The sequence below is a fragment of the Novosphingobium sp. GW821-FHT09E05 genome (assembly GCF_059416165.1).
Genome location: NZ_JBWKOQ010000001.1, coordinates 315,176 through 330,713 on the forward strand (window position 1 = coordinate 315,176; position 15,538 = coordinate 330,713).

General features: G+C 67.6%; 14 protein-coding genes and 1 tRNA gene. 9 read left to right on the forward strand and 6 right to left on the reverse strand.

Annotation, left to right across the window (positions count from 1 at the left end; translation table 11 throughout):
• Positions 1–44 precede the first annotated feature (44 nt).
• Positions 45–1,331 carry an MFS transporter gene (locus AC07M9_RS01470; RefSeq protein ID WP_494880732.1) on the forward strand — a complete coding sequence of 429 codons (1,287 nt, stop codon included), beginning with the start codon at positions 45–47 and terminating at the stop codon, positions 1,329–1,331.
• A 222-nt stretch (positions 1,332–1,553) separates the two neighbouring features.
• Here the strand turns inward: AC07M9_RS01470 and AC07M9_RS01475 are convergent.
• A tRNA-Cys gene (locus tag AC07M9_RS01475) sits at positions 1,554–1,627 on the reverse strand.
• Positions 1,628–1,846: 219 nt separating this feature from the next.
• Between AC07M9_RS01475 and mobA the strand changes: the two genes are divergently transcribed.
• On the forward strand, positions 1,847–2,380 hold the full coding sequence (mobA, locus tag AC07M9_RS01480; RefSeq protein WP_494880734.1) for a molybdenum cofactor guanylyltransferase: 534 nt from the start codon (positions 1,847–1,849) through the stop codon (positions 2,378–2,380).
• 96 nt (positions 2,381–2,476) lie between these two features.
• Here mobA and AC07M9_RS01485 read toward each other — a convergent pair whose 3' ends face one another.
• Together AC07M9_RS01485 and AC07M9_RS01490 are read right to left on the reverse strand one after the other, a co-directional pair.
• Positions 2,477–3,208, reverse strand: coding sequence for a winged helix-turn-helix transcriptional regulator (locus AC07M9_RS01485; RefSeq protein WP_494880736.1), 732 nt, complete (start codon positions 3,206–3,208; stop codon positions 2,477–2,479).
• Between the two features lie 151 nt (positions 3,209–3,359).
• A complete protein-coding gene (locus AC07M9_RS01490; RefSeq protein ID WP_494880738.1) occupies positions 3,360–4,559 on the reverse strand; it encodes an LL-diaminopimelate aminotransferase in 1,200 nt (399 codons plus the stop codon).
• 192 nt (positions 4,560–4,751) lie between these two features.
• On the opposite strand from AC07M9_RS01490, the gene AC07M9_RS01495 reads away from it, so the two are divergent.
• The 5 genes from AC07M9_RS01495 (at position 4,752) to lptG (ending at position 10,929) form a co-directional block, all read left to right on the forward strand.
• Positions 4,752–6,620, forward strand: a complete 1,869-nt coding sequence (locus tag AC07M9_RS01495; protein WP_494880740.1) for a PHA/PHB synthase family protein — start codon at positions 4,752–4,754, stop codon at positions 6,618–6,620.
• A gap of 275 nt (positions 6,621–6,895) precedes the next feature.
• Positions 6,896–7,876 (forward strand): phasin family protein, encoded by a 981-nt coding sequence (locus tag AC07M9_RS01500; RefSeq protein ID WP_494880741.1) that lies wholly within the window; start codon positions 6,896–6,898, stop codon positions 7,874–7,876.
• A gap of 120 nt (positions 7,877–7,996) precedes the next feature.
• The gene (gene clpS, locus AC07M9_RS01505) at positions 7,997–8,398 is read left to right on the forward strand and encodes an ATP-dependent Clp protease adapter ClpS (RefSeq protein ID WP_494880742.1); all 402 of its coding nucleotides are present in this window, start codon (positions 7,997–7,999) and stop codon (positions 8,396–8,398) included.
• A 205-nt stretch (positions 8,399–8,603) separates the two neighbouring features.
• Complete coding sequence (lptF, locus tag AC07M9_RS01510) at positions 8,604–9,830, forward strand: LPS export ABC transporter permease LptF (RefSeq protein WP_494880744.1); 1,227 nt, start codon at positions 8,604–8,606, stop codon at positions 9,828–9,830.
• 1 nt (position 9,831) lies between these two features.
• A complete protein-coding gene (gene lptG / locus AC07M9_RS01515) occupies positions 9,832–10,929 on the forward strand; it encodes an LPS export ABC transporter permease LptG (protein WP_494880745.1) in 1,098 nt (365 codons plus the stop codon).
• A gap of 145 nt (positions 10,930–11,074) precedes the next feature.
• Here the strand turns inward: lptG and AC07M9_RS01520 are convergent, their stop codons facing one another.
• Entirely contained in the window at positions 11,075–12,175 is a 1,101-nt protein-coding gene (locus tag AC07M9_RS01520) for a fatty acid desaturase family protein (RefSeq protein WP_494883862.1), read from the reverse strand.
• A 177-nt stretch (positions 12,176–12,352) separates the two neighbouring features.
• Between AC07M9_RS01520 and AC07M9_RS01525 the strand changes: the two genes are divergently transcribed.
• Complete coding sequence (locus AC07M9_RS01525) at positions 12,353–13,513, forward strand: N-acetyltransferase (protein WP_494880746.1); 1,161 nt, start codon at positions 12,353–12,355, stop codon at positions 13,511–13,513.
• Between the two features lie 56 nt (positions 13,514–13,569).
• Here the strand turns inward: AC07M9_RS01525 and AC07M9_RS01530 are convergent, their stop codons facing one another.
• Together AC07M9_RS01530 and lipB are read right to left on the reverse strand one after the other, a co-directional pair.
• Positions 13,570–13,875 carry a hypothetical protein gene (locus AC07M9_RS01530; protein ID WP_494880747.1) on the reverse strand — a complete coding sequence of 102 codons (306 nt, stop codon included), beginning with the start codon at positions 13,873–13,875 and terminating at the stop codon, positions 13,570–13,572.
• Positions 13,872–14,555 carry a lipoyl(octanoyl) transferase LipB gene (lipB, locus tag AC07M9_RS01535; protein ID WP_494880749.1) on the reverse strand — a complete coding sequence of 228 codons (684 nt, stop codon included), beginning with the start codon at positions 14,553–14,555 and terminating at the stop codon, positions 13,872–13,874. The genes AC07M9_RS01530 and lipB overlap by 4 nt, the downstream gene beginning before the upstream one ends.
• Before the next feature lie 97 nt (positions 14,556–14,652).
• Here lipB and AC07M9_RS01540 point away from each other — a divergent pair, with 97 nt between their 5' ends.
• Complete coding sequence (locus AC07M9_RS01540) at positions 14,653–15,501, forward strand: lipoyltransferase (protein ID WP_494880750.1); 849 nt, start codon at positions 14,653–14,655, stop codon at positions 15,499–15,501.
• The last annotated feature ends 37 nt before the right edge of the window (positions 15,502–15,538 follow it).

Genomic DNA, 15,538 nt, shown 5'->3' on the forward strand with positions numbered 1-15,538 from the left:
GATAAGCCGGCAGGCCAGCAAGGCCGCCGGCGGGGAGCAGGATAATGGACGCAGGTACGAAACCGGGCGAAGTCCAAGAGGGCGCGGTCAGGGTAGGCCGCTATCGCTGGGTCGTGGTGGCGCTGCTGTTCGCGGCGACCGCGATCAACTACATCGACCGCCAGATGATCGGCGTGCTCAAGCCGACGCTGGCGGCCGAGTTCCACTGGAGCGAGTCCGACTTCGCGAACATCGTCTTCTGGTTCCAGGTCGCCTACGCGGTCGGCTACCTGTCGTTCGGCAAGGTCGTCGACATGTTCGGCGCGCGGCTGGGCTACACCATCGCCATCGTCATCTGGACGGTGAGCCACATGGCGCACGGCTTCGCCACCGGCGTCGTTTCCTTCGCGATGGCGCGCTTCGGCCTCGGCATCGGCGAATCGGGTAATTTCCCCGCCGGCATCCGCGCCGTCACCGACTGGTTCCCCCAGAAGGAACGCGCGTTCGCGATCGGCCTGTTCAACGCCGGCGCCAATGTCGGCGCGATCATCACCCCGCTGCTCGTGCCGCTGCTGGTGCTGTGGTTCGACTGGCGCGTGGCGTTCTTCGTGACTGGCCTGTTCGGCATCGTCTGGCTGGCCGTGTGGTGGATCGTCTACCGCCACCCGGCCGAGCACGGCCGCGTCGGCGCCGCCGAACTCGCCTGGATCCGACAGGACCCGGCCGACCCGGTCGAGAAGATCGGCTGGGGCCGCCTGCTCACGGTCAGGGAGACCTGGGCCTATGCGCTCGGCAAGTTCCTCATCGACCCGATCTGGTGGTTCTTCCTGTTCTGGCTGCCGGGCTACCTGTTCGACCGCTACGACCTCGACCTCAAGACCTTCGGCCTGCCGCTCGCCGCTATCTACCTGATCTCGGACCTCGGCAGCGTGGCGGGCGGGTGGATGTCCTCGAAGCTCATCAAGTCGGGCCGCACGCCCAACTTCTCGCGCAAGGCGACGATGCTGCTCAGCGCGATCTGCGTGCTGCCGATCTGGTTCGTGCAAGGGATCGACAACGTGTGGATGGCGGTCCTCGTCATCGGCCTCGCGACCGCGGCGCACCAGGCGTTCTCGGCCAACCTCTACACGCTTCCCTCCGACGTCTTCCCGCGCGGCGCGGTGGGCTCGGTGGTGGGAATCGGCGGCACCGTGGGCGCCTTCGGCGGCATGGGCATGGCGCTGTTCGCCGGCTACATCCTCGATGCGACGCACAGCTACGAAGTGCTCTTCGCGATCTGCGCGAGTGCATACCTGGTGGCGCTCGCAGTGGTGCACGCGCTGAGCCCGAGGCTGGCGCCGGTCCGAATCTAGCCAGAGCGGCGGGCTGCCCGCGCGGCCCGCTTTCAGCAGGGGACGGGACGCGGCGTTTCCCGCCGCTCCCTGCGCTGCGGGCGCTCCCCCGGCTGTTCCGGGCAAGGAATGCCGCCGCGAACAGGGGGCAGCCACCGGGAACGCCGGAAATGTCCCGCGCGGGTTCAGGGCTGGAGAAAAAGCGGCGCAAACAGCGCCTGTCACACGGAAATAGGGAAGGGGTGGAGGCCCGAGCCGGAATCGAACCGGCGTGCGAGGATTTGCAGTCCTCTACGTAACCACTCCGCCATCGGGCCATCCGTGTGGAGGAATGGGCGCCTAGCAACCGATCGGGGGGAGCGCAATGGGTTTCGCGCGGATCGTCGCAAATTGCCGCTGGCCCGGCGCGGTGGGGGCGATTCCCGGCGGGAACCCGGCGGCCTCCGGGCGCTTCCCTACCGGACAGGGGCAGCGCTATGGTGGCGCGCTCACCGAGGTTTCTCACCGGGGTTTCCCCTCTCGCGAAAGGCTGTCGCATGATTCTCGGAGCTGTCCTGGCGGGAGGCCTGTCGAGCCGGTTCGGAAGCGACAAGGCGCTTGCCGAACTGGACGGGCACACGCTCATCGCGCTGGCTGTCGATACGCTTTCGGGATGGTGCGAGCATGTCGTCGTGGTCGGCCGTGCGACCGCTCCCGCGCCGACCCTGCCGGACTGGCCGCGACCGGGCATGGGGCCGCTCGGCGGACTGGCGGCGGCGCTGCACCATGCGCAGGACGAGGGCTACGTGGCGGTGCTGACCTGCGGCGTCGATGCGGCGCTGCTGCCCGACGACCTGCCGCTCCTGCTGGGCGCGGCGCCTGCCTGCCTTGCCGCGCAGCCGGTGATCGGGCTGTGGCCGGCCTCGGCGGCCGCTGCGCTGGAAGACCTGCTCCATGGCGCGGGGCCGCACTCGATGTACCGCTTCGCCGACCGCGTCGGCGCGCGCCGGGTCGAGACCCCGCGGCCGGTGCCCAACATCAACACCCCGGCCGACCTTTCGGCGCTAGCGGGGCGCCGCCCCGGCGCCTGACGCGGATGCCGATGCCGGTCTACCCCCCGGTGGACCGGCACCGGCTCCCGAAAACCCGTTGGTCGCAGCGGACTTCCGGGAAAGCGGAGGAAACGTTCACAGCGCCGCCTGGGCCGCGTGCTGCGGCAGGGGCGCGCACGGCGCGAACACCGGGGCGCCGCCGACGCGCCGCTCCGGCGGTCGCAGGCAATAGCCTCCGGCGCAGGCGGTGGCGATGACGCCGGACATGCCGACGAACTCCAGCTTGCGCCGCAGCCGCGACATGTGGACCGCGATGCTGTTGGTCTCGGGCACGAAGCCCATGCGCCAGACGTCCTGGATGAGGTTCTGCTTGCTCACCGGGTCGCCCGGCTGGTCCGCGAGGCGCCAGAGCAGCGCGAATTCGCGCGGGTTGAGGTTGAGCGGCTTGCCGTAGCCGTAACCCTCGCGCGCGAGCAGGTCGAGTTCCAGTTCACCGACCCGCCGGTGCCGCGGCAGCCAGCGCGTCAGTTCCGCGAGCCTGCTGGCGCGGGCTTCGAATTCGCCCGGCTCGATGTTTTCGGAAACGGCCTCGCCGAAGCCGGTCTTGAGCAGTTCGGCGCGTTCCTGCGAGCTTGCCGCGCCGATCACCAGAATGAAGCGGCGGACCTCCTCGGGAAAGGAGAGGACGTCCTGCCATGCGGCGCTGCCCGGTTCGCCCGCATGGGCCAGGACGATGCAGTCGCTGGAAGGTTCGCCCGCATCCTCGAGTGCCCATCCCGAGTGCCGCAGGTCGCAGTTGTTCGGAATGCGGCCCGATCCCAGCCACCTGAATCGATGAAGCGCGTTGCGCCGATGATAATTTGCCATGTGCCCCCCACCAGCCTTGGTTTTCCAATGCGATAGGAGGCAACAATGGCTTTATGCAGGTCCAAGTAACAACACGTAGAATCTTACAGCCTTACTCGCGGGTTAATTGTTATCCCGCGCCAGATCCCGTGTCTGCGGACCTGTATCGGGGTCAGGTGGCCGGCGTGTTCACACCCATCGACGTGAGATAACGCTTCACGTTGCGCGCCGCCTGGCGGAGGCGCTGCTCGTTCTCGACCATGGCGATTCTCACGAAGCCCTCGCCGTCCTCGCCGTAGCCGACGCCGGGCGCGACCGCGACTTCGGCGTGGACCAGCAGCTGCTTGGAGAATTCCAGGCTGCCCATCTCCTTGAGCGCGGGCGGCAGCGGCGCCCAGGCGAACATCGAGGCCTTGGGCGGGGGGATGTCCCAGCCGGCGCGGCCGAACGCCTCGACCATGACGTCGCGGCGCTTCTGGTAGAGCTGGCGGTTGCGCTCGACGATGTCCTGCGGGCCATTGAGTGCGGCGCAGGCAGCGGCCTGGATCGGCGTGAAGGCACCGTAGTCGAGGTAGGACTTCACGCGCTTGAGCGCGGCGATCAGCCGGGGGTTGCCGACCGCGAAGCCGACGCGCCAGCCGGCCATCGAGAAGGTCTTCGACATCGAGGTGAATTCGACGGCCACATCCTTGGCGCCCGGCACCTCGAGGATCGAGCGGGTCGGATTGCCGTCGAAGTAGAGCTCGGAATAGGCGAGGTCGGAGAGGATCCAGACCTTGTTCTCCTTCGCCCAGGCGACGAGGCGCTCGTAGAAGGCGAGGTCCACCGTCTCGGCGGTCGGGTTCGAGGGATAGTTGACGATCAGGATCGACGGGCGCGGCACGGTGAAGGCCATCGCGCGGTCGAGCGAGCGCCAGTAGCCTTCGTCGGGCGTCGTCGGCACCGAGCGGATGGTGGCGCCGGCGATGATGAAGCCGAAGGTGTGGATCGGATAGCTCGGGTTCGGCGCCAGCACGACGTCGCCGGGCGCGGTGATCGCGGTGGCGAGGCTGGCGAGGCCCTCCTTCGAGCCCATCGTCATCACCACTTCGGTTTCGGGGTCGAGATCGACGTTGAAGCGGCGGCCGTAATAGTTCGCCTGGGCACGGCGGATGCCGGGGATGCCCGAGGAGGCCGAATAGCCGTGCGCGTCTTCCTTGCGCGCCACTTCGCACAGCTTGTCGATGACGTGGGCGGGCGGCGGCAGGTCGGGATTGCCCATGCCGAGGTCGATGATGTCCTTACCGGCCTGGCGGGCTGCGTGCCTCATCGCGTTCACTTCGGCGATGACATAGGGCGGCAGGCGCTTGATGCGGTAGAACTCGTCTTCCATGACCTCGGATATCCATATGCGTCGCGGCAGAATGGCCGCAGCGCCCCTGTAGGGGATTACGACGTTCGCGCAAATGGGGACTCGCGAAAGATCGTTGCGTGTTTTCTCGCGCCGGAGCGTTCGAACGGGGCTCGACAGCGCGGGCGGGCGTCGGCAGAACCGGGCGGCAGACAACCAGGAGAGCGACTGCCCATGGCGACCGACGCCGATCTTTTCAGCGACGTCATGCGTAAACAGGCCCTGGCGCAGGTCCAGGGACTGACCACCCTGTTCGGGCAGATGGTCCCGGCGGAAGGCACGCCCGAGGCCGAGGCCACCGTCCAATGGGCCGAGATCGCGGGGCGCCTGCACGCGATCTGGACCGACTTCCAGGTGGAACAGCTCGCCAGTGCCGGCGCCGACAGGCCGCCGCACTTCGCCGACCCGGTGAAGTGGATCGCCACGGCCGAGGCGGTTTTCCGCCAGTTGCCGCTCACCCGGCCCGAGGCCCAGCAGAAGCTCTGGAACGAGGGTCTGACGCTGGCCAGCACGGTGTTCGGGCAGTACGGCCTGGGGCCGCAGGCCGCAGCCACGGACGAACCGCAGCTGCCGCGCGCGGACCGCCGCTTCGCCGATCCCGAGTGGCGCCGCCAGCCGTTCTTCGCGTTCCTCCACCAGGCCTACCTGCTGCTGAGCGAGCAGCTGCTCGGCATGGCCGAGGCGGTCGAGGGCATGGAACCGGCCCGCAAGGCGCAGCTCCTGTTCGCCACCCGCACCGTGGTCGATGCGCTGAGCCCCGCGAACTTCCCGCTCACCAACCCGGTGGCGCTCGGCAAGGCGGCGGAGACGCGCGGCGAGAGCCTCGTGCGCGGCTTCGAGAACCTGCTCGGCGACATGCGCAAGGGGCAGATGACCCACACCCGTGCGGGCGCTTTCGTGCTCGGCGAGAACATCGCGGTGACGCCCGGCAAGGTGGTGTTCGAAACGCCGCTCTACCAGCTGATCCAGTACACGCCGACCACCGACAAGGTCCTGAAGACGCCGCTGCTGATCTTCCCGCCGTGGATCAACCGCTTCTACATCCTCGACCTCAACGCCAGGAAGAGCTTCGTGCGCTGGGCGGTGGAGCAGGGGATCACGGTGTTCATGGTCTCGTGGAAGTCGGCCGACGCCTCGATGGCCGATCTCGTCTGGGACGACTACATCGCCGCGCAGATCGAGGCGGTCGACACCGTGCGCGACCGGCTCGGCGTGCCTGCGGTCCACACCATCGGCTACTGCGTGGCGGGCACGACGCTGGCGGCGACGCTGGCGGTGCTGGCGCGCCGGGGCGAGGCCGACAAGGTCGCCAGCGCCACCTTCTTCACCGCGCAGGTCGACTTCGAGGAGGCGGGCGACCTCAAGCACTTCATCGACGACCAGCAGATCGAAACGCTCGGCCACCTCTCGCCCGAGGGCTACCTCGACGGGCGCTATCTCGCCGCCAGCTTCAACCTCCTGCGCGGCAACGACCTGATCTGGAGCTACGTCGAGAACAACTACCTCAAGGGCGAGGAGTATCCCGCCTTCGACCTGCTCCACTGGAACGGCGACGTCACCAACCTGCCGGCGCGCTGGCACCGCGACTACCTGCGCGACCTCTACCGCGACAACCGGCTGGTCGTCGCCGATTCGCTCCAGGCGGGCGGCACGCCGATCGACCTGCACCGGATCGCCACGCCGGTGTACATCCAGGCCGGGCGCGAGGACCACATCGCGCCGCCGTCCAGCGTCTGGAAGTTCACCCGCTACCTCGCGGGTCCGAAGACCTTCCTGCTCGCGGGTTCGGGGCACATCGCGGGCGTCGTCAATCCGCCGTCCGCGGGCAAGTACCAGTACTGGACCAACGACGCCGATGCCGAGACGCTCGACGATTTCGTCGCCGGTGCGACGGAGCATCCCGGCAGTTGGTGGCCGCACTGGGCCGAATGGCTGCGGGGGCAAGGCGCAGAGGAAGTCTCGGCCAAAGGCAGGCGCAGGCCGGGCGGGCGCGGCGACCGCGTGATCGAGGATGCGCCGGGCCGCTACGTCGCCACGCGCTGACGCCTGGATACGGTGACCCGCCCTCGGCCCGCGTTCAGCCGCCGGCGATGACACACCGCAGCAATGGACTTTGCGATATGCTGGGCGAGACCCCGGAATGCACCTTATTGTGCGTTGCAACATTTTTGTGCGGCGCAACATATGATAGTTGACTTCGCTTATGCAAAAACTTATTTTGCATCGCAGCAACGGTTTGCGCGAATCGTCGTTAGCTTTCCGATGCGGGCTGAAGGCCCGGAAGTTTCAAGTTCTCTCCAAGGCTGGATTTTTCAGACATGGCCGACAACGAAGATACTAAGGACAAGCCCGCTGCAGAGCAGGCGTCGAAGCCGCCGTTGCCCGTAGGCGAGGCGAAGGCCACGTCGGCGGACCCTAAGCCGGCCGCGGCAGAAGCCAAACCGACCGCCCCCACGCCGCCGCCCGCCGCCGAAGCGCCCAAGCCGGCCGCTGCGGCGCCGGTCAAGGCGCCCGAGGTTGCGGCCAGGCCCGCGCCTGCGGTCGCCAGGACCGCCACGCCGGCAAAGCCGGTCGCCAAGGCTCCGGAGGTCGTCAAGCCCGCCCTCAAGGCGAAGCCGGCGGCCAAGACCCCGATCAAGACCGCTCCGCTCGCCAAGGCGAAGCCGAAGCCGGTCGCTCCCGTTGTTCCGGCCAAGGCCCTCCCGCCCAAGCCGGTCATCAAGGTTGCCAAGGACGTGAAGGCCCCGCTCGCGGTGGTCCCGGTCCCGAAGGCGGCCACTCCCAAGGCGGCACTTAAGACCGCACCCAAAACCAAGCCCGTCTTCGCAGGACTATTCACCAACTTCATGCTCGAGGAGCACAACATGGACATGAGCACTAACTTCGCGGGTCTCCAGGACGCGATGACCGAAGCCCAGGCCAAGGCCAAGGCTGCCTTCGAAAAGAGCACCAGCGTGCTCGGCGAAGTGAGCGAATTCACCAAGGGCAACGTCGAAGCCGTCGTCGCATCGGGCAAGATCCTCGCCGAAGGCGTGCAGGGCATCGGCTCGGAACTGGTCGCCGAAGGCCGCACCGCCTTCGAGACCATGACCGGCGACATCAAGGAACTGGCCGCCGCCAAGTCGCCGACCGACTTCTTCAAGCTCCAGGGCGACATCGTGCGCAAGAACTTCGACAGCGCCGTGGCGTACAGCTCGAAGAACAGCGAAACCATGCTCAAGCTGTTCAGCGATTCGTTCGCGCCCATCTCGGGCCGTCTGAGCATCGCCATGGACAAGGCGCGCTCGGTCTCGCTCTGACGCGCGAGGCCTTCCAACCGGCCGGATGAAGCGATTCTTCGGGCCCGTGGAGCGCCAAATCCGAGAATGTGGGCCGGGGCATCTTGTTATCGGGTGCCCCGGTACGATATTCTGGCCATCATGATTCCCGCGATCGCCGATTCCGAACCCCTGATTCCCCTCAGCGCGTCCGTGTGGACCACTGCTGCCGGGAGCGACGGCGATTCCGATCGCGGCAACGGCGACGATCAGCAGATCGGCATCGCCACCAAGACCCGCGCCAAGCCCAAGAAGCCGAGCCAGTTCAAGGTGCTCATGCTCAACGACGACTACACCCCGATGGAATTCGTGGTGCTGGTCCTCAAGCGCTTCTTCAACATGGACCTCGAGCAGGCGACGCGCGTCATGCTCCACGTCCACCAGAAGGGTGTCGGCGTCTGCGGGGTCTTCCCCTACGAGATCGCCGAAACCAAGGTGAACCAGGTGATGGACTTCGCCCGGCAGAACCAGCACCCGCTGCAGTGCACGCTGGAAAAAGCCTGACGCTTCGCGCCGCCCTGGCGGAAACCTTGCCCGACCAACGACGTTGTAAGCCTCGCCTGTCGGTGGCTCCTATCCGGGCAGCCCGGGGGGCGGGCGATGGCTCATTTGGCGGCCATGCGACAAATCGCTTTGCCCGCACGGTCCCAGCCGTTAAGGGCCGCAAGGGGGACGGCTCAGTGACGAAACCGGTCGGAAAGTGCTCTAGTTGAAGTTCATCAACGACATCGACCGATATATCCTGCGCCTCGTGCTGATGCCGATGTTCGGCATCTTCCTGCTGGCCGCATCGCTGCTCGTCATGGACAAGATGCTGCGGCTCTTCGATTTCGTCGCGACCGAGGGCGGGCCGATCGGCGTCGTCTTCAAGATGCTGGCGAACATGCTGCCCGAGTACGCAAGCCTCGCGATCCCGTTGGGGCTGATGCTCGGCATCCTGCTCGCCTTCCGCAAGCTCGCTACCAGCAGCGAACTCGACGTGATGCGTGCGGTGGGCCTGAGCTACACCCGCATGCTGCGCGTGCCCTACATCATCACGCTGGTGCTGGTCGTCGCCAACTTCGCCATCGTCGGCTACCTTCAGCCGCTCTCGCGCTACTACTACGAGGAGCTCAACTACGAGCTCAAGTCGGGCGCGCTCGGCGCCTCGATCAAGGTGGGCGAGTTCACCGCGCTCAAGGACCGCATCGCGCTGCGCATCGACGAGAGCCAGGACAACGGCCAGCGCCTGATGGGCATCTTCGCGCGCGTGGCGAACGAGAAGGGGCAGGTCCTGTCGATCTCGGCGCGCGAAGGGCGCTTCCTCGCGCTCAAGGACCAGCCCGACACCATCATCCTGCGCCTCGAGCAGGGCCAGATCATCCAGGACATGCCGGGCCAGATGCCGCGTGTCCTCTCCTTCACCCGCCACGACCTCCCGATCGAGCTTCCGGCGATCGAGAAGTTCCGCCAGCGCGGCGGGCAGGAGCGCGAATATCTCCTGCCCGAGCTGATGAAGCTGGGCTGGAACAAGGACATCCCCAAGGAAAACCGCGTCTCCAGCCAGGCGAACTTCAATTACCGCGTGGTCGAGGTGGTGATGATGCTGCTGCTGCCGCTGTTGGCGGTGGCGCTGGCGATCCCGCCCAAGCGCTCGACCTCGGCGCTGGGCCTGTTCGTGTCGATCGTGCTGGTGGTGGCCTATCACAAGGTCAACCAGTACGCGAACGACGTGGCGGCGCTGGGCAAGATCAACCCGATCCTCGGGCTGTGGGGGCCGTTCCTGGTCTTCGCGGCGATGATCCTGTGGATGTACTGGCGCGTCGCCTACGTGCCCGGCGGCCAGCCGCTGGGCTGGCTCGAGACCGCTTCCAGCAAGATCATGAAGCGCATGAAGTCGCTGCTGCGCCGCAACCGGCGCGGCCCCATCCTGCCCGTGCCGGCGGAACAGACCTGACATGCACCTGGAATTCTTCCCCTCGCGCACGCTGACCTTCTACCTTGCGCGCCTGTTCTTCACTCGCATCCTTGCCGTGCTCATCATGCTGGTGCTGGTGCTCCAGGTGCTCGACCTGCTAGGCGAGAGCGGCGACATCCTCGCGCACCAGGGCAACGGGCAGATGCAGCTGCTCTACTACGTGACCCTGCGCGCGCCGCAGCTGGTGGCGCGGTTCCTGCCCTATTCGGTGCTGCTGGCGACGATCATCACCCTCGCCACGCTGAACCAGAACAGCGAGGTCATCTCGATGAAGGCGGCGGGGCTCTCGGCGCACCAGGTGCTGGCGCCGCTGATCCTGACCGCGCTGGTGATCTCGGGTTGCAGCTTCGCCTTCAACGAGCGCGTGGTGACCCGCGCCACGGCGACGCTCGATGCCTGGGAGGCGGTCGACTACGGCCCGATCCCGGTGTCGACCGGGCCCAAGGCCAACCTCTACCTGGCGGACGGGCGCGACCTGCTGCTGGCGCAGTCGCTAACCGGCGAGGGCAACGCGCTGACGCTCAACGGCGTCACCTTCTACCGCCGCGATGCCAACGACATGATCGTCGAACAGCTGCGCGCGGACAAGGCGACGTTCCTCAACCCCGGCTGGAAGATGGACCGCCCGGTCAGGTTCGACGTCGCCGGCACCACCACCACGCGCCTGGCTTCGGCCACGGTCGCGCCGGGGATAACGCCCGCCAAGATCTACATCTCCAAGGTCGACTCGGACGCGCAGGACATCTTCACCCTCGCCGGCTCGATCACCGCCGTGCGCGAGGCGGGGCGCCGCACCAGCGAACTGGACGCGGCGTGGTGGCACAAGCTGTCGGGGCCGCTGTCCTCGGCGCTGATGCCGCTGCTGGGCGCGGTCGCGGCGTTCGGCCTCGCCCGCTCGGGCGCGCTGCTGATCCGCGCGGTCATCGGCATGGCGCTGGGCTTCGCCTACTTCGTGTTCGACAACGCGGCGCTGGCGATGGGCAATTTTGGCGGTTACCCGCCGTTCGTCGCCGCCTGGGCGCCGTTCCTGCTGTTCGCCCTGATCGGCGAGACGGTGCTGATCCGCACCGAGGAGTGAGGAGCGGGGGAGCGTAATTCCCGCCTCGAAGCCAATCTCAGGTCATCCGCGTCCTTGGTGCCTCGAAGGAACAAGCGGGGTCCCCGCCTGCGCGGGGACGACGGGCGAGGTGGGGCAGTGCCTGCGTGAGGGAGGTCCGGTCCCTTTACCTCGCCGTCATCGTGCTGCGTGCGAGCCGCGCCAGCAGCGGCGTCAGGCCGGAGTAGCTGGCCTTGCGATAGGTCGAGGTCTCGCCCAGGTGTTCATGGATGCGGCGGTGGGCCTCCGCGAGCGAGTGGTACGGCACCGAAGGCAGCAGGTGGTGCAGCGCGTGATAGCGCAGCCCCACCGGCGCCCACAGGCCCGAGAAGCGCGCCGGCGGCGGCACGTTGACCGAATCGAGGTACTGCGCGGTGACCGTCATGGATTCGCCGTCGTTCTCCCACAGATGGGCGACCAGCGTGCGGACCTGGTTGAGGAAGGCGGTGAGCGAGACCACGCAAAGCGCGATCACCAGCGGGCGCCAGCCCCAGGCGAAACTGGCGGCGAGCACCGACAGCGCCCAGGCCGAACAGCCCAGCTCCTGCCAGAACACCGTGCGCGCGAAGTCCCCCTCGGGCCTGCGGCGGCGGTACTGCGGGTTGATGGCGAGCGCCGAGGCGCGGCCCCAGACGAGGGTGCGCAGCGGCGGGATCACCGCGCCCAGCGGCACCAGCACCGCCGAGCGGACCAGCAGCGCCACCGGCAGCAGGATCGCGGTCAGCGCGAAGACCGGCAGGCTCCACGGCTTCATCAGCGCGAGGGGCAGGTATTCCGGGTCCTCGCCGGTGCCGTAGCGGGTGCGGGCGTGGTGCTGGGTGTGCACGCCTTCGTACATGAACGAGGGGATCAGCATGGGAATGCCGACGAGCAGGTTCCAGCCGAAGCGGAAGCCGGGCAGGGCGTCCTTGTGGATGTGGGTCAGCTCGTGGATGAACAGCAGCGCCCGGTACAGCGCCAGCGAGGCGAGCAGCCCCAGCAGCACCGCGACGACAGGATTGCCGACCAGGATCGCGCCCGCCAGCGCGCCGTAGCCCACAGCGGTGCTGGCCAGCATGTCGGGCCAGTAGATGCCGGGACGGGCCTCGGCGATATCGCGCGTCAGCTCGACGGCGGCGCGCAGCATGGCCTTGTCGTCGGGCATCTGGGAATGCCACGTCGAAGGGCCTGCGGCGTCGCGCGGGGTGATGTCAAGGGCGTGCGGGTCGACCGCGTTGCGGGCATTCATCATTCCAGAGTTCCAAATCCGCCGCGGCAAACAGGCGCCGGGACGAGGTTTGCCGCGAATCACCGCGCGGCGCGGGGGGTATGGCCCGGATCCCGGGCTTGACAACCTGCCGCCCTCGGCAGCAGGTCGCGCTCTCGCACCCTTTTCCTAAGCCGAAACAAAGGCAGCATCGTGGCCATGGCTGAACTAGTGATCACTCCCATCTCCAGCAAGGCCGATCGTGCCGCCTTCGTCGACGTGGCCTACCGGCTCAATGCGGCGGACCCGAACTGGGTGCCCAACCTGCGCTCGGAGGAAATCTCCAAGTTCACGCCGGGCAAGAACCCCTTCTTCGAGCACGCGAAGGTCCAGCTGTTCCTGGCCCGCCGCGAGGGCCGGATCGTCGGGCGCATATCGGCGCATATCGATGAACTGGCGCTGAAACAGCCGATCGAGCAGGGCATGGGCCCGGGCACCGGCAACTGGGGTGCGATCGAGGCCGAGGACGAGGACACCGCCCGCGCGCTCATCGCCCGGGCCGAGGACTGGCTGCGCGCCGAGGGCATGACCCGCGTCGTCGCGCCGATGAACCTCTCGGTCTGGGAGGAGCCGGGCATCCAGACGCTTGGCCACGATCACTCGCCGATGGTCATGATGGCGCACCACAACGCCGCCTACCAGGGCTGGATCGAGCGGTCCGGCTACGCTCTCGTGAAGACTTTGCGCACGTTCGACATCGACGTGCGCAACGAATATCCGGCGCTGATCCAGCGCATCATCGCCTCGGGCGAGAAGAACGCGCGCATCCGCATCCGCGACGTCGAGCTCAAGCACTTCGACCGCGACGCGGCGATCATCTGCGACATCCTCAACGATGCCTGGTCGGACAACTGGGGCTTCGTGCCCTTCACGCCCAAGGAAATCGAATACACCGGCAAGGCGCTCAAGCCGCTGGTGCATCCCGCGCTGATCCGCATCGCCGAATACGACGGCGAGCCGGTGGCCTTCATGATGACGCTGCCCGACCTCAACGGCATCCAGATGCGCGTCAACAAGCGCAACGGCAAGCCTTCCATTTTCGGGCTCCTCAAGCTGTTGCTGTGGCTGCGCAGGCCGAGGCCCGCCGACATGCGGGTGCCGCTGATGGGCGTGCGCAAGAAGCTCCAGTCCTCGCGCCTCGCGAGCCAGCTGGCCTTCATGATGATCGAATACATCCGCCGCGCCGCCATCGCCCAGTTCAGCGCCAAGCGGGCGGAGATCGGCTGGGTGCTGGAGGACAACCAGGGCATGGTCGCCATCGCCGATGCCATCAACAGCAAGGTCAACCGCGAATACGCGATCTACGACAAGGTGCTCTGAGGGGCGATGAGATCCTCCCTGTCGCGCAGCGACGGGGAGGTGGCGCGAGAACGACGTCAGGGGGCCGGGGCGACCGGGGCCACCTCGGCCGGGGCTGCCGGATCGCTGACCACGTCGTCCTCCACAGCCGCCGACGCGGAAACATCGGGCAGGACCGTTCGCGAGGTTCCCTCATAGAGCCCGTCATCCGGCGCCGACAGCGACGCCTGCGAGCGCACGGTATCGTAGGGCAGCATGTCGTCGCTCGCCGAGCGAGGCAGGAGTTCCCCGCCGGCGGCCGCCTTGGGCTGCTCCTTGGCCTTGTCGCAGGCGGCCAGGGCGAGCGCGGTGCAGGCAAGCGCGACCGAGAGGCGGAACTTCATGCGGCGGTCTCCGGAGGGCAGGGGCTTTCGAGCGCGGCGAGGAAGGCCGGGGCGCGGGCGATCATCGCCTCGTCCCAGGCGGCGAAATCGACCGCCTTGCCCAGCCGCTCGAGGCTGGTGACGCCGAACTCCTCGATGCCGCAGGGCACGATGCCGGTGAAGTGCGCGAGGTCGGGGCGGATGTTCACCGAGAAGCCGTGCATCGTCACCCACTTGCGGATGCGCACGCCGATGGCCCCGATCTTGGCCTCGCGGCCGTCGGTGTCGGCGGTCCAGATGCCGATGCGGCCCTCGGCGCGGAAACTCTCGACGCCGAAGTCGCGCAGGGTCTCGATCACCCAGCCTTCGAGGCCGTGGACGAAACCGCGCGCGTCGCGGGCGCGCTTCTTGAGGTCGAGCAGGACGTAGCCGATGCGCTGGCCGGGGCCGTGGTAGGTGTAGCGCCCGCCGCGCCCGGCCTCGACCACCTCGAAGCGCGGGTCGAGCAGTTCGCCGATCGCGGCGCTGGTGCCGGCGGTGTAGACCGGGGGATGCTCGAGCAGCCAGATCAGTTCGCGCGCCTCGCCGGCAGCGATGGCGGCGTTGCGCGCGGTCATCTCCTCCAGCGCCTCGCGGTAGGGGACCGGGGTGTTCGAGATCCGCAGCTCGATATCACCCGGAAGAATGGCGGGAATCGTCATGGCGCGTTGCGTGGCGTCATTCCCTGCGGTTATCAAGAGCCTTTAGGCGTGCGGAGGCGCGCGCCGCGCCGGATCGCGGCATTCCTGGAGCCAAGTCATGACGTTCGACAGCAACCGCGCCTGGAGCGACGCCATGGCCGCCGTGCGCGCCAATCGCGAGGTGCTGCTGGCGCTGGGCGGCGTGTTCTTCCTGCTGCCCACGCTGCTCTCCACGGTGTTCCTGACCGACCTGCAGACCCAGATGATCGAGGCGATGGGCGCCAACAAGCCGCAGGTGCTCAACCGGATCATGAGCGAGAACATCGGCCTGCTGCTCGGCTTCGGGCTGGGGGGCATGGTCGCGCAGATGATCGGCTACCTCTCGGTCACCGCGCTGATCGGCGGCCGGGGGCGACCGACGGTGGGTGAATCGATTCGCCTCGGCCTGCGCGCGCTGCCCTCGCTGCTCGCGGTCAGCGTGGTCGGTTTCATCGCGACGGTGCTTGCCATGGTGGCGCTGTCGCTGCTGGTGGTCGGGCTGTTCACGCTGGTGGGCGCGGGGGCGGCCGGCTCGGTGTTGGTGGTCGTGCTGCTGATGCTGGCGCTGACCTACGCCTCGGTGAAGTTCTCGCTAATCATCCCGGTGATCGTGAGCGAGGGCACCGGCAACCCGATCGCGGCGATGGCGCGCTCGTGGAAGCTGACACGGCGCAACAGCCTGCGCCTGTTCGGGTTCTACACGCTGCTGACCCTGGGATACTTCGCGATCGCGCTGGTGGCGACCTTCATCCTGGTCGGGCCGGTCATGCTGGTGCTGGGCCAGGGTCAGATCGCGATCCTGGTGATGGGCGTGGTCTCGGGCGCGATCGGCGCGGTGGCCAGCATCATCCTCGCGGCGGTGCTGAGCCAGACGCACCGCCAGCTGGCCGGGCCTTCGCCCGAGGTCATGGCGGACCTGTTCGAGTAACCGGAAATCGTCGTCCCTGCCTTCGCGAGGACGACGT

Bases quoted from the DNA above. Each gene is read 5' to 3' on its own strand.
- AC07M9_RS01470 (WP_494880732.1), top strand. From the start codon at position 45: ATGGACGCAGGTACGAAACCGGGCGAAGTCCAAGAGGGCGCGGTCAGG.
- mobA (WP_494880734.1), top strand. From the start codon at position 1,847: ATGATTCTCGGAGCTGTCCTGGCGGGAGGCCTGTCGAGCCGGTTCGGA.
- AC07M9_RS01485 (WP_494880736.1), bottom strand. From the start codon at position 3,208: ATGGCAAATTATCATCGGCGCAACGCGCTTCATCGATTCAGGTGGCTG.
- AC07M9_RS01490 (WP_494880738.1), bottom strand. From the start codon at position 4,559: ATGGAAGACGAGTTCTACCGCATCAAGCGCCTGCCGCCCTATGTCATC.
- AC07M9_RS01495 (WP_494880740.1), top strand. From the start codon at position 4,752: ATGGCGACCGACGCCGATCTTTTCAGCGACGTCATGCGTAAACAGGCC.
- AC07M9_RS01500 (WP_494880741.1), top strand. From the start codon at position 6,896: ATGGCCGACAACGAAGATACTAAGGACAAGCCCGCTGCAGAGCAGGCG.
- clpS (WP_494880742.1), top strand. From the start codon at position 7,997: ATGATTCCCGCGATCGCCGATTCCGAACCCCTGATTCCCCTCAGCGCG.
- lptG (WP_494880745.1), top strand. From the start codon at position 9,832: ATGCACCTGGAATTCTTCCCCTCGCGCACGCTGACCTTCTACCTTGCG.
- AC07M9_RS01520 (WP_494883862.1), bottom strand. From the start codon at position 12,175: ATGAATGCCCGCAACGCGGTCGACCCGCACGCCCTTGACATCACCCCG.
- AC07M9_RS01525 (WP_494880746.1), top strand. From the start codon at position 12,353: ATGGCTGAACTAGTGATCACTCCCATCTCCAGCAAGGCCGATCGTGCC.
- AC07M9_RS01530 (WP_494880747.1), bottom strand. From the start codon at position 13,875: ATGAAGTTCCGCCTCTCGGTCGCGCTTGCCTGCACCGCGCTCGCCCTG.
- lipB (WP_494880749.1), bottom strand. From the start codon at position 14,555: ATGACGATTCCCGCCATTCTTCCGGGTGATATCGAGCTGCGGATCTCG.
- AC07M9_RS01540 (WP_494880750.1), top strand. From the start codon at position 14,653: ATGACGTTCGACAGCAACCGCGCCTGGAGCGACGCCATGGCCGCCGTG.